This window comes from Brevibacillus laterosporus (assembly GCF_030489605.1).
GTDB lineage: Bacteria > Bacillota > Bacilli > Brevibacillales > Brevibacillaceae > Brevibacillus_B > Brevibacillus_B laterosporus_E.
Genome location: NZ_JAUKFY010000028.1, coordinates 36207 through 49243 on the forward strand (window position 1 = coordinate 36207; position 13037 = coordinate 49243).

At 36.1% G+C, this 13037-nt stretch carries 10 protein-coding genes and 4 pseudogenes; 11 read left to right on the forward strand and 3 right to left on the reverse strand.

Translation table 11 applies throughout. From position 1 onward, the window contains the following. Positions 1-10: 10 nt before the first annotated feature. A pseudogene (locus QZ995_RS21130) lies at positions 11-158 on the reverse strand (Lsa family ABC-F type ribosomal protection protein); the annotation flags it as partial. A 146-nt stretch (positions 159-304) separates the two neighbouring features. Here QZ995_RS21130 and QZ995_RS21135 point away from each other — a divergent pair. The 4 genes from QZ995_RS21135 to QZ995_RS21150 all read left to right on the forward strand — a co-directional run bounded on the left by QZ995_RS21135 (position 305) and on the right by QZ995_RS21150 (position 3310). Beyond that, positions 305-679 carry a hypothetical protein gene (locus QZ995_RS21135; RefSeq protein WP_301811432.1) on the forward strand — a complete coding sequence of 125 codons (375 nt, stop codon included), beginning with the start codon at positions 305-307 and terminating at the stop codon, positions 677-679. A gap of 431 nt (positions 680-1110) precedes the next feature. Beyond that, on the forward strand, positions 1111-2028 hold the full coding sequence (locus QZ995_RS21140; RefSeq protein WP_301811435.1) for a stalk domain-containing protein: 918 nt from the start codon (positions 1111-1113) through the stop codon (positions 2026-2028). A 12-nt stretch (positions 2029-2040) separates the two neighbouring features. After that, on the forward strand, positions 2041-2625 hold the full coding sequence (locus QZ995_RS21145; protein WP_301811438.1) for a sigma-70 family RNA polymerase sigma factor: 585 nt from the start codon (positions 2041-2043) through the stop codon (positions 2623-2625). Continuing rightward, positions 2609-3310, forward strand: a complete 702-nt coding sequence (locus QZ995_RS21150; RefSeq protein ID WP_301811440.1) for a DUF4367 domain-containing protein — start codon at positions 2609-2611, stop codon at positions 3308-3310. Before QZ995_RS21145 ends, QZ995_RS21150 begins: the two co-directional genes overlap by 17 nt. A gap of 377 nt (positions 3311-3687) precedes the next feature. Here the strand turns inward: QZ995_RS21150 and QZ995_RS21155 are convergent, their stop codons facing one another. After that, on the reverse strand, positions 3688-4242 hold the full coding sequence (locus QZ995_RS21155) for a hypothetical protein (protein WP_301811444.1): 555 nt from the start codon (positions 4240-4242) through the stop codon (positions 3688-3690). 790 nt (positions 4243-5032) lie between these two features. On the opposite strand from QZ995_RS21155, the gene QZ995_RS23905 reads away from it, so the two are divergent. Together QZ995_RS23905 and QZ995_RS21160 are read left to right on the forward strand one after the other, a co-directional pair. Further along, on the forward strand, positions 5033-5395 hold the full coding sequence (locus tag QZ995_RS23905) for a MerR family transcriptional regulator (protein WP_366919717.1): 363 nt from the start codon (positions 5033-5035) through the stop codon (positions 5393-5395). Continuing rightward, positions 5350-5670, forward strand: a pseudogene (locus tag QZ995_RS21160) (DUF2268 domain-containing putative Zn-dependent protease); the annotation flags it as partial. The gene QZ995_RS23905 and the pseudogene QZ995_RS21160, both read left to right, overlap by 46 nt. A 151-nt stretch (positions 5671-5821) precedes the next feature. On the opposite strand, the gene QZ995_RS21165 reads toward QZ995_RS21160, so the two are convergent. Continuing rightward, positions 5822-6271: an AraC family transcriptional regulator gene (locus tag QZ995_RS21165; RefSeq protein WP_301811447.1), complete on the reverse strand. Its 450-nt coding sequence runs from the start codon at positions 6269-6271 to the stop codon at positions 5822-5824. Positions 6272-6539: 268 nt separating this feature from the next. Between QZ995_RS21165 and QZ995_RS21170 the strand changes: the two genes are divergently transcribed. The 5 genes and pseudogenes from QZ995_RS21170 to QZ995_RS21190 all read left to right on the forward strand — a co-directional run bounded on the left by QZ995_RS21170 (position 6540) and on the right by QZ995_RS21190 (position 12757). Next, entirely contained in the window at positions 6540-7091 is a 552-nt protein-coding gene (locus QZ995_RS21170) for a recombinase family protein (RefSeq protein ID WP_301811449.1), read from the forward strand. Between the two features lie 488 nt (positions 7092-7579). Then, a pseudogene (locus tag QZ995_RS21175) lies at positions 7580-10505 on the forward strand (Tn3 family transposase). 990 nt (positions 10506-11495) lie between these two features. Beyond that, positions 11496-11900: a MerR family transcriptional regulator gene (locus tag QZ995_RS21180; protein WP_301811452.1), complete on the forward strand. Its 405-nt coding sequence runs from the start codon at positions 11496-11498 to the stop codon at positions 11898-11900. 389 nt (positions 11901-12289) lie between these two features. After that, positions 12290-12495 (forward strand): annotated as a pseudogene (locus QZ995_RS21185) (GyrI-like domain-containing protein); the annotation flags it as partial. Continuing rightward, a complete protein-coding gene (locus QZ995_RS21190; protein ID WP_301811454.1) occupies positions 12488-12757 on the forward strand; it encodes a hypothetical protein in 270 nt (89 codons plus the stop codon). The pseudogene QZ995_RS21185 and the gene QZ995_RS21190, both read left to right, overlap by 8 nt. Positions 12758-13037: the final 280 nt, after the last annotated feature.

Genomic DNA, 13037 nt, shown 5'->3' on the forward strand with positions numbered 1-13037 from the left:
AACTTTACTTTAAAGGCTTAGAGGTGATTATCTTCTTTTGGCCGCCGCTAAAAGCGGAAATATCCTTTTCAAATTGAACTCTGGAAAAATCAAGTTTTCTTAAAATAGATGTAAACAGGCTCAACAATTCCGTTGTTTCTAGCGTAGTCCGTTACATTCATTTTGACTATTTGAAATTTTTGTTCATCCGTCAAGCTTAAACCGGATGAAGATCTTTCTCATAGAAGAAGATCTTCATCCATGAAAGCAATACCGGTTTTGTTAGGGAAAAAGCATAATTAATAGCACTATTGAAGCATCTGGAATGACAGATAAAGAGTGGATTGAAGCTGTAACCAACCTCTGGGTTATGCAAGAAGCAGGAATGCTGGACTTCAAAAAAGATATTTCAGAGATAGAACTATATACCAATAGAATGGATGAAGTGGTAATCAATATGATACAACGATCCTTTTTTGAAAAAGAAGAGATGCATCGTAAAGCTGAAGAATGGAAAGGATCAAAGAATCTAATGATTGAGGAGTGTCATCAAGCCGAATGCGAACGTAATATCGAAAAGAAAGATGTTGAAAAGGAGCGTGAACTATTACACCTCCGAACTGACTTTCAGGACAAACTCCAAAAAACAAATGAAGAATCCATAGCTAAAATTCAAGCTCTATATGAAAGAATTGAATAAATTAGAAAAACATAAACCGGTAGTCCTTACCTGACAGGATACCGGTATTTTTTTGTATTGGGATATCGCTAGCAAAACGCGGATTAACAACGCCAAGCATTCCATGTACACAAATACAGCCAGTTTTTACTACGTTAAGAGGTGTAACCGGCTATATTGCAGTACACACCCTTTTTTGTTTGCATGGCTGCTCGTCACTTCCATGATATCAAACAAGAAAGGTGTTTCTTTGGCAATCTGCGGAATTTTTGCGTTAATCTCATGAGTTTCAAAGGATTGCATCAAATTTTATGGTGAGAAAGTTGAGTCCATACTTAAAATTCTAAATTATTTTTGTTTTTACAGCTTGCAACATTTTTCACTGTTCATTTGTATTTAGGATAGAAGTTCACATTCAAAACAATTCATACAAAGAAAGGACTGTTTTAAAAATGAAAAAAATACTAGTCGGTTTATGTGCAGCAACAATGATGTCAGTTCCTGCTTTTGCCGCTGAGACCACCAATGTTTTATCTCCCAAACAAACTGCTGTTGTGACGCAGAAATCTCCTGAAGTGCAATATACTCTTAAAATCAATGACAAGGCGGTTGAGCTTGGAACGGAAAAAATTGTTCTTATGGAAGACCAAATTATGGTTCCGCTCAAAATTACGTCAGAAGCACTTGGATTCACCTTGAAGTTGGATGAACAGAAGCAAACCTTCCACATGGATAACGGTAGCATGCAAACCGATTTAACCGTGGGTGAAGCTACCTATTTTGCATATAGCAGCAAAGCGATCGGAATGACAGCACCTTTAAACTTGGGTGTGGCTCCGGCAATCATTGAAGGATCAATCTATGTGCCTGTTAATCTCTACAAGGTATTATTGACCGATCCGAATTGTGTTAGTATAAAAGATCATGTTATCAACATATCAACCGACTCGATGAAACCGAAAAAACCAGCTTCTATCGGACTACCCAACCCTTTGGTAAACTACAGCACGTTGGATGAAGCGCGAAAAGCAGTAGGATTTACGTTTGCGGTACCTGCAACCCTGCCGGATGGTTATCAAATGAAAAACATTACCGTGATAAGCAACAACCTGGCGAAAATTTCCTACTTGAAAGGTGAAAATCAAATTACATACCGCACTGCCAAGGGAAATGCTGATATCAGCGGTGATTATAATGTTTATGATAAAGTTAAAACGATTACTGTTGGAAATACCCAAATTACTGTAAAAGGTAAAGGTGACAGTATCAATCTTGCTACATGGACAAAGGACGGAACCAGCTTCTCTCTATCCTTTGACGTACCTATTAATGAGAACACACTATCAACAATCATTGAGGGGATCAATTAATAGGTTTATCTAATGGGAAAGGAGCTTAGGGAGTTTCTCTTTGCTCCTTTCTTAGATTCCATAGATTTAATTCTTGCAGGCGAAAGGAGTGTAAGCAAGGTGACCGATGTTTCATTGTGTACGGATGAGACAGTGGTACACGCATTGAAATTCTATGGCAATACGATATTAAGATTGTCTTATTCGTATTTACATAATCTTTCTGATGCAGAGGATGTTCTGCAGGATACTTTGCTCAGTTTGATGAGGAATAAGCCTGCTTTTTCCAGTCCTGAACATGAAAAAGCTTGGCTGATGCGCGTCGCTATCAACTTATGTAAAAATAAACTAAAATCTTCATGGTTTAAAACCGTTGCAATTCCCGAAAATCTTCAAATAGAAAGGATTACGGATAAAGAATCAGAGGTGTTGGAAGCAGTTCATTGCCTGCCGGTAAAGTACCGCGAAGTCGTCCACCTATATTATTATGAGGGTTATTCTACATTTGAAATTTCTTCTCTTATCCAAAAGAAAGAGTCTACGGTACGTTCCCTTCTGTATAGGGCAAGAGATATGCTCAAAAAAAACCTGAAAGGAGCATATGATTTTGAAGAATAAATATCGTTCCGCAATGGAAAAAATCGAAGTTACTCCTCAAATGGAGGAAAGAATTCTAAGTAATGTGTCAAGGAAAAGAGAAGCGAGTACCGAGATAAAAAAACAACAGTACCTCAAATGGATCAGGCCAGCGAGCACTATTGCCGCCTGTTGTGCCGTTGTACTTGGTGTTATGGTCATTTATCCAACATTGATAAATAACAACGGTGGCAATAAACAGATTCAAACATCTCCACATGCAGACAATGAGAAAGGAATGAACGCCCATACGGGAACGAATCGGGTTTTCGTTACTAGCCCGATTGAGATTATGAAAGGGATTGACGCGGTTAAAAAAGCTGTTCCCTTTGAACTGTTTGTACCAGGAAAACTTCCAACCGGATATAAAATGGATAACTCTGCAGTTATTTCAGGAAAACTAGCAAAAATTATTTATTCTGACGGAAATAAAAAAATCACATATAGAGTAGCAAAGGGAGCAGAGGATATCAGTGGTGACTATACATCCTATGAAGAAACCGATGTTGTAAAAATCAGCGATATTGAGGTAACACTCAAAGGAAGTAACTCGCTTATCAACCTCGCCACGTGGATAAAGGATGGTTGTTCCTATTCCTTGTCTTTTTCAAAAGGAATAGAAAAAAATGCAGTGATTTTGATTATAGAAAGTATGGAAAAAGCATGACCGATACAGGAGGCTATGCAAAAAGAAATCGTACTGATAGGACGTTTTCATATGCAAAAAGCGGATTTTTTCCTACGTTAAGGAATTTAGAACAGCAATAAAGCCGGTTTTCACTACGCTAAGGTGTAACCGGCTTTTATTCCTGCATAATAGAAGAACCTATTATTTATTTGTCCAAATCCAGAAAAATATTGTACCTTTTGTATATGCTATACAGCTAATTGACGAGTACATACCAGCAAAAAAGATCGCTCTTCTCCTTACTAAGAGCAGTTAGTTAAGGTAGAGAACGATCTTTTTTTAATAGATTTTTACAAAAAAATAATCATGTACAATAAATTCAGAAGCGACTATAAAGTAAATTTCGTTTTTTAAACCTAAAAGTGTGCCAAGAAGTATGTTTCTTTCAGTCTTTGAAAGTTTTCACTTGATTCTGCAAGATTGTTATTCAATCTTTCTATCTTTTGAATGAAATCGCCTGTTTTCGTTTTAAGTTCAGAAAGAAATTGAGCTTTATTTATAATCTCATTTTCCCATCCAGCATCATAGATGCCACAAAGAGGAACAGCAGACACGACTACATTGGGAATCCTATCTGTTGCCAGTACGAAATCAATCAATACATTTTCATTCCTATTTTTGAACACGATCCAGTTATCAGGTTCCTCTATGGTTTTAATAGCAGCATAACCCTCCTTTTTTAATAATAACACAGCATCATTTAACAGTCGAAACCAAAGGATAATCCATTCTCGGAATAAGTTGAATTCATGGACCGTAGCATCTTCACAATAATATCCATATTCCTGCTCATTAAAAGAAAAGAGTATCAACCCTAAGAAATCATCACCGTAATCTTCTAAAAACTCTTCATACGTAAGGCCAGCTAATTCTGATTCAGATAAAGCAAGTTGATAATTAATGATGAACATAATGACTCCTTTCTAATAACCAAAATCTTCCAGAGTGTATCTATGTGGACCATAACTAGTTTTAGAAACACCTTCACGGAAAGAAATAGTAATTTTTTCACCAAAATATTCGACGACATGTTTACCTTCGTACGTTTTGCCTTTTTTAACAGCATCTCAAAAGCAAACTGAACGGCATCTTCAATCTGTTTGTTTGACCATTCTTTGTTAAAATAACTTCGTGGGTTATCGATTGTCCCGGAAATATTTATTTCAACTTTTTCACGAGGCAATTTCTCTAGTAGAAAAGGGATTTCATCTTTCGCTTTATTAAAGACATGTCGTGTAGTTATATGTTTAAGAAATTTATTGCTTATTTTACCGGTTTTACTTACTAATTCCCCAGTATTCTTAATAATCTTGCTACCATTTTTTTCATCAAGGTTCCAAAATACCCTAAGGGCAAAGATGGCTCAGCGAAAGATAGAATAACAGAATCACCTTCGAGCATTAGTTGAGTAAATTCACTATATTTACTATGTCCTAGGGAAGCATCTGTATAAGCGTAACCTAATAATCGGTCGTTTACTTCGCCAGCTTCTGATAGGTATCCCATATCATAGAGATAAACGGTCCTACCAAAAAAAAGCGCAAAACATACGCTAAGCAAATTTCGACATGAATAAAGCCGATTTTTCCTACTTTAAGGGAATTTCGGTTTTTTTAATTGTATGTTGAAGGCTAAGACTATTTTTTATTTGACATTAACGTAGTGTAATACTTAAACCTTGGAATATGGGGGTGAATTACACTGTTTACAACGGGGGAAGTTTACAAAATAACCGGACTTACTGAACGTTCTATACGATACTATTCTAATTTAGATTTATTAAATACAAAGAAGAATGACAGCGGTCAGTTGGTTTTATTCAAGTCAGACTTGAATAAAATTGTGCAAATCCTCGCTGCAAAAATAACAGGTTACAAACTTAAATTAACCTTTATTAAAAATGACATGACTCAAATGATTGCAGAGATGCAAAATTTATTATTTCGTTTGGACTTAACTGACTCCGAAGAAAATCTTATGAAAAATATAAAGTTACTTCAAACTTACAATACTAGATATTTGCGAAAGAGCTGTATGGAACAGACCAGCTGGGACCGTGGGTGACTACTATGGACAAGGACGATTTAGAGTATTCAATCCATGTTATTGGAGAAGCTTTAGACATAAAAGGATTTGCCGAGGTACGTAGTTATATGTTTGGTGATGAGATTGCCAAACAATAAGGATATCAATCTGTAGGTCTTTCCTTTTGTGCTGGATATGCAGTTGGTTATGAGGTTGTTCAATCTTTCATGAAAAAGCAAAATAAAACGATATATGAAACAACGTTAATTTCTAGTGGTGAGATAATTAATGGATATGGCTTGTTTTCTTCTTAATGGAGCGATTGCTTTGAATAAGAAATGGAGAAAAATTAACCATTAATAGAATAAGAGCATGTTTTTAATAAAAGATTTTTTAAAACATGCTCTTTAAGTTTGTTCGCTGTTAATAATTTTTTAATGTTATTCTACAGCAACAGCTGATAAGTCATGATTTTATGGGCACGCAGATTTCACAATAAGGATTGTTAATCATATCACCAGTGTATTTTTCCAAAATAGGTTTATTATCTATTTGATATCCATTACTTTGTAGAGATGGAAAAATATCAGCAAATGCTTTTTGAATATCTTCTGCTGTGTGTTTAACTTCGTAAATAAGGTACTTTCCGCCGGAAATTTCACCTTCGTAAACTGAATCATCAATTTGATAATCATCTGGAATTACAATGCAAGCATCAAATCTACAATTTTCAGGAAGTGTCGTTTCTGGATTATCTTGTGGAATTGCAAATAGAATTGCCGATTTAAGAAGATTTCTCTCATTAGCCCATTTCTTTACCTGCTCCATTACTTCAATATTGGCCGGACCATATTGACCGACTCGTCGCATATAAGCAATACGATAGTTTGGGAGTGTTTCGACTTTAAATTTCATAGATTCTTTCTTCCTTTCTTCATTTGTATTTATTTGGTACATTTCGAATGCTATCATAATATAAAATTAGAATCATTCTAATTATTAAAATTTATTGTTCAGAAAATCACTCCTTTATGAACAGGAGAAATAAAACTTCCCGATTCTCGATTTTTCATCACAAAAATGTCCAATAACTCTGTTACAAAATCTATGTTCAGTTATTATGTATTTAATCAAGTTATGTTACAGTATATCAATGACAATTCGAAATACGAGGATGAGATAAATGAGAGTAGGATATGCAAGAGTTTCAACAGCTGTCCAAAATTTGGATTTGCAACTTGATTCCCTCAAGGAATACGGTTGCGAAGAGATATTTACGGATAAAGCAAGTGGAGCAAAAGATAAAAGACAAGGTTTAGAAGATGCACTTCGATTTGTACGCCCTTCTGATACCCTTGTCGTGTGGCGATTAGATCGATTAGGAAGAAACATGCAACATCTTATCACAATCGTAAATGATCTAAATGAGCGAGGTATAAGCTTTCACAGTCTTCAAGAAAACATTACGATGGACAAGGCTAGTGCAACTGGGCAGCTCATGTTCCATCTATTCGCTGCATTTGCAGAATTTGAACGAAATCTTATCCAGGAGCGTTCTGCAGCTGGTCGTGCGGCAGCCAGAGCAAGAGGTCGTTTAGGCGGTAGGCCAGAGAAACTTGAAAAGAAGGAGATTGAAATGCTTAAAACCTTAGTGGCAGGGGGAACTGCAATTAAGAATATTGCTGACATGTGGGGACTTTCTCGAACTACTATTTATCGTTATCTAGAAAAATAGCCTTGGTATGATTTTAAAATAAAGTTTGATAATTTAAAACAAAGTTTGATAATTTAAAACAAAGTCTGATCATTTATAACTCGATATATGATGCAATGTTAAGTAATGTTGGGAATACTTTAAGCACGTTTAGTCTTTTAGCTTTATTAATAGGTATAGCATATATAGCTTGGGGAGAATACGATGATTGGAAAGTTAACAATAAAAATTCAAATGAGTAATCCTTATTGAACAAACAGGTGCGTTAGTGGAATAAGGAGTATTAAATTAATCAAACTTTTTTATAAAAAACAGTTCTGAAAAGTAGAAAAGAGCCATTGTTTTGATCAATCTTTGTTCAAAACAATGGCTTTTTATATGCAGTGAAATCAAGGATTTAGAGTGATTTTTAATCAAACTTTATTCTAAACCAACACTTGGTACGGATACTATCATGGACCCACTATGCACTGCCCCGTCATAACAATTTACGAAGGGATAGATAGCATATGCCATCACGAGGAAAGGAACTTCTCACTGTTGATCAGCGAGAAGAGTTTGTTCGGATTCCATTGGACTTAAGCGAACTAGAATTGGAGATGTATTATACGTTTTCGGATGATGATCTTAAAATTATTAAGCGACATCGTAGAGATCATAATCGATTAGGATTTGCGGTTCAACTATGCGTGTTACGTTACCCAGGATGGTCTCTTACTGATGTTGAACCTATTCCACGGTTCGTCATTACCTACATTTCAAAACAGTTACAGATTAATCCAAGCTCATTTTCTTTGTATGCTCAACGAGATCCGACCAAGCATGAACATTTAGAAGAGATCCGGCAAGTGTATGGTTACCGCAATTTTTCAGCGAATGAGTACCGTAAGGCATCTCAATTTTGATGATGCATGCTCTTCAAAATGGAAATGCCATGTATCTACTCCGAACCGTTCAAGAGGAACTACGCAGTCGCAAAATCATTCTTCCAGGAGTCACTACTCTTGAGCGATTGTCTGGGAAACCCGTAAACGTGCTGAAGAAAAAATCTTTAAATCTTTGACCGGTACGCTCTTGTTATGGCAGAAGCAAAAATTAGATAAACTCATTGATCCATTAGTAGAGAATAAAAAACACCTTTAGCTTGGTTAAGAGAACTTCCTGGCCAATCATCACCTGAAGCTTTTTTAAAAGTGATCGAACGTTTGGAATTTATTCGCACCCTTGATCTTCCTACACTGACACAAAATGTCCATCCCAATCGTCTACTTCAATTATCACGAATCGGAGCACGTTATGAACCCCATTCGTTCCGTCGATTCAAAGACAATAAGAAATACGCCATTCTGGTTGCTTATTTACTTACGCTAAGCCAAGATTTAATTGACCAAACCATTGAGATTCATGACCGACAAATGATGATCCTACAGTCAAAAGGACGTAAAACGCAAGAAGAAATGCAGAAAGAAAATGGGAAGTCGGTCAATGAAAAAGTGATTCATTTTGCAGACATTGGAGCTGCACTTATTCGAGCACGGGAAGAAGGGCTCGATCCCTTTACAATGATAGAAAAAGTAATGCCTTGGGATCAAATCGTGGCATCGGTAGAAGAAGCAAAGAAATTAGCTCGTCCTATGGATTATGATTATCTTGATTTATTAGAAAACCGATACACGTATTTACGGAAATATACTCCTGCCCTTCTAAAGTCGTTAGAATTTCGCTCTACGCAAGCATCAGAGCCACTGTTACAAGCCTTGAAATTGATACAAGAGATGAATGAAACGGGCAAAAGAAAAATCCCAGATGGTGCTCCCCTAGATTTTGTTCCTAAACGATGGAAAAAACATGTTTATGATGAGGAAGGTACCATTAATAAGCGTTATTATGAGATGGCAGCACTAACGGAATTAAAAAATCTAATTCGATCCGGAGATGTATCAGTAGTCGGTAGTAGACTCCATAAAGATTTTGAAGAGTACCTATTTTCTAAAGAAGAATGGATAGCAGCGCAATCATCTTGGACTAGATTGGCTGTGAAGGGAACTGCGGAAGAATATGTTGAGGAAAGACGTCAAGCCTTATCCAAACGATTAGCATGGGTTAAAGATAGCCTGGAGGATCTGGAAGGTGTAAATATCGATAAAGCAAAACTCAGAGTTGATCGCCTTGAAAAAGATACTCCTGAAGAAGCACGTGCTTTTAGTTTATCCCTATACAATATGATACCGAGAATTAAACTTTCGGAGCTATTAATGGAAGTAGCAAGCTGGACATGGATTTGATGATATGCTACTTCACACTTCCACGAATCGTCCGCCCTAAAGGAGAAGAAAAAGCCATTCTTATGGCTACGCTTATGGCGATGGGAACGAATATTGGTCTAACGAAAATGTCAGAAGCAACACCTGGAATTACGTATCACCAAATGGCGCACGCAGCCCAATGGCGTTTATACGAAGACGCTATGAACCGAGCTCAGGCTACTTTGGTCAATTTTCATCATAAGCTTTCTTTAGTTTCTCACTGGGGAGATGGAAGTACCTCTTCCTCTGATGGCATGCGTGTTCAAATCCGCATTATGGTACAGGTAAAGGAGCTACTATTTATCGATTTACTAGTGACCAATTTTCCTCCTTTTATACAAAAGTCATCAATACAAATGCTAGAGATGCTGTTCATGTCATCGATGGGCTTCTTCATCATGAATCGGATCTCCATATAGAAGAACATTATACGGATACTGCTGGCTATACGGATCAAGTATTTGGGCTTAGTCATTTGTTAGGGTTCCGTTTTGCGCCAAGACTACGAGATTTAGCAGATTCAAAATTATATACCATTGAGAGATCTTGTGATTTTCCAAGAATTGAAGGTCTCCTACGTGGTAGAATTAACGCTAAAATAATTTCAGAGAACTTTGATGATGTTTTACGATTGACCCATTCCATCCGAGAAGGAAAAGTGTCGGGTTCCTTGATTATGGGAAAATTAGGTTCCTATGCAAGGCAAAATAAACTTGCTGCAGCTCTAAGTGAAATAGGGAAAATTGAAAAGACTATCTTTATTTTGGATTATATTTCGAATGAAGCTTTACGTCGTCGCATTCAAAGAGGATTAAATAAAGGTGAAGCGATGAACGGCCTTGCACGAGCCTTATTCTTTGGAAAAAGAGGCGAGCTCCGTGAAAGAGGTTTACAGGACCAACTTCAACGTGCAAGCGCACTGAGCATCATCATTAATGCGATCAGCGTATGGAATACCGTTTATCTTACCGAAGCAGTTAAACGTGTAAGAACTAGCAAGGATTTCAAAGAAGAGTTATTACATCACATTTCACCACTGGGATGGGAACACATTAATTTTCTTGGGGAGTACAATTTTGATTTGAAAAAGGTAACTAGTTTACATTCATTACGACCTCTTATTGAATAAATAGTAAAACCGATTCTTCCTTAGCGTAGGAAAAATCGGTTTTTAATTTCCGAAATATGTAATAGCGTATGTTTTGCGCTTTTTGTTGGCGGTACCTCCAGTAGCGATAATAAGGCAATTCTTATTGAATCACTCCTTAGGATACCTATTTTTTATTTCTGTTTTTTAAGATCAGTCTTGTTATTAGAAACACTAATACTAGAACTACAAGGCCTAAAAGGAAATAAGTTGGACCAATTCCTCCCATATATACTAACCTCCAATAATCGTGTTATTTCCCCTAATTATGTAACAAAATCAATAATTAAACAATTTACAGAAAACTTTGGGTTCCCGTATTGTCTGTGGCACTTTTACATCCGTAATAGATTTACTTCTAACTTCTAATTATAGGTTAGGTAAGGAGGTTACTAGCGTAAATTCATCTACTTATTTTTTTTAAAAATTATTTTTTTGAATATAGGTTCTAAAATAAATCCAGCAACTAATAAACCGAGTCCATTTGCTATCATATTACTTGAAATGAACATATTAAATAAATCATAGTTCCGTAAAGTATAATTCTTAATGTTATCAATGCAATATTAGACATATAATTATCTCTCCTTTTAGATTGAATATTAAAAATAATACCAAATATCCCTAATTTTTGTTTGATAATGTTTTTAAGTCTAAAGAACTTGTAAAAGTTGAGTCCGGATCTCGCTCTAGCTCTGTTTTTCTACTATGTTCGGTTTTAAGATGTTGGCTAATAAACCAGGTCAAAAAATTATTCGGTTTTTTAAAGAAAAAAATCAGAAATCCGTCAGCTGCAAGGTACTGTTTTCTTAGAAAAAAACGAACAAAAAAATGTGACATAGTATATAAAGCGTGAGCCTTCTTACTTCTGCCAATAGGCACTTACCAGTAGGTTTAATTAATCTGCTGGTAAGATTATAAAAAGGATTTATTCATTCTCGCTAGAGGCTAGTACAGCAAGGTGAGAACGATATGGATAATGGCTTTGAACGGACTTATTGGGCAAATGACGTAGCTGAATTATTAGATATATCAGTAAGTGCTTTACGAAAATGGTCATTACGTTTAGAGGCGGAGGGTTACAGCATCCTTCGCGATGAACATGACAGGCGTGCCTACCGTGAGCGTGATCTGATAGCGTTACGAACGATGCAGGATTTTTTGAGAAATAAAATGAGTATGGAGAACGCATCAAAAGCCGTATATACCATGTATTCTGACCAACAAAGAACGGATGAAGTGCAGACAAGCGTTCTTCACACAAATAGGAGTTCCAATGAACGTCTCTTGGAAATAGAAAATAGGAATGTGATGCCATTAATTCATAAATCCTTTAAAATAGACATCGCTAGAGGAATTATTTCATTAGATTTATAGATTACTATGCTTTTCTATCCATCTTCTGTCTGTTCCGCATACATTATTTTGTAAGATCATTATCGCATTGTAACCATGTTTCAAGTAACATTTGATTTAATAATTATTTCTTTACGACCCACTCTAAAAAGAGAATACAAAATCCTTGCTACTTAAAATATCCATGAGAAAAACGATCAAATGGCTCCTGAAGGACTCAGTACAATGTCGCTCAAAGAAAGCATCAAATCTCTTACAGTTCTAATTCCTAAATTATTTTCGAAACTTAACCTGTTACTTGTGATTTTCTGAACAATAAATTTTAAAAATTAGAATGATTCTAATTTTATATTATGATAGCATTCGAAATGTACCAAATAAATACAAATGAAGAAAGGAAGAAAGAATCTATGAAATTTAAAGTCGAAACACTCCCAAACTATCGTATTGCTATATGCGACGAGTTGGTCAATATGGTCCTGCCAATATTGAAATAATGGAGCAGGTAAAAAAATGGGCTAATGAGAGAAATCTTCTTAAATCGGCAATTCTATTTACAATTCCACAAAATAATCCAGAAACGACATTTCCTGGAAATTGTAGATTTGATGCTTGCAGCAATAAAGCACTTGCTAAGTACGTTAGACTTTAAACAGATGGTTGAAGAGGACTGGAATATTTCGGAGAAATATTACCTGACCATCTTGGATGGAATTGGAATGTCATTGAGCTGGAACTATCCATTTCATGATGGCGAGAAACGCAACATAGAGAAGGTGGGGACGTTTATAAAACATTCATTGGCTTCCGGAAGACTTGAGCAGTACGAGGAAGAAGGTTTGATCGATCAGAAGGACGACGACGATTTTGAACTATAAGAAAAGCCGGTTCACCGCTTAACGTGGTGAAAACCGGCTATTTTTATGGTCACAGATCCTTAGCGTTGTAAATCCGCGTTTTGCTGGCGGTACCCCATCGCCATCAACTTAAGAATCCACTATGGTCCACTATAGATGGATAGTAGTTATTTTTTATCGGGCTAACCCATACATGATAAAAGTGTGCATGACAAATAGACCCTAGCGGGTCTAAATTTTTATACTATGAAGCTCGATCTTGAGACATGGTATAATTGTATACGACACCAAGTATATCAAA

Bases quoted from the DNA above. Each gene is read 5' to 3' on its own strand.
- QZ995_RS21140 (WP_301811435.1), top strand. From the start codon at position 1,111: ATGAAAAAAATACTAGTCGGTTTATGTGCAGCAACAATGATGTCAGTT.
- QZ995_RS21145 (WP_301811438.1), top strand. From the start codon at position 2,041: ATGGGAAAGGAGCTTAGGGAGTTTCTCTTTGCTCCTTTCTTAGATTCC.
- QZ995_RS21180 (WP_301811452.1), top strand. From the start codon at position 11,496: ATGGATAATGGCTTTGAACGGACTTATTGGGCAAATGACGTAGCTGAA.
- QZ995_RS21170 (WP_301811449.1), top strand. From the start codon at position 6,540: ATGAGAGTAGGATATGCAAGAGTTTCAACAGCTGTCCAAAATTTGGAT.
- QZ995_RS21155 (WP_301811444.1), bottom strand. From the start codon at position 4,242: ATGTTCATCATTAATTATCAACTTGCTTTATCTGAATCAGAATTAGCT.
- QZ995_RS21190 (WP_301811454.1), top strand. From the start codon at position 12,488: ATGCTTGCAGCAATAAAGCACTTGCTAAGTACGTTAGACTTTAAACAG.
- QZ995_RS21135 (WP_301811432.1), top strand. From the start codon at position 305: ATGACAGATAAAGAGTGGATTGAAGCTGTAACCAACCTCTGGGTTATG.
- QZ995_RS21150 (WP_301811440.1), top strand. From the start codon at position 2,609: ATGATTTTGAAGAATAAATATCGTTCCGCAATGGAAAAAATCGAAGTT.
- QZ995_RS21165 (WP_301811447.1), bottom strand. From the start codon at position 6,271: ATGAAATTTAAAGTCGAAACACTCCCAAACTATCGTATTGCTTATATG.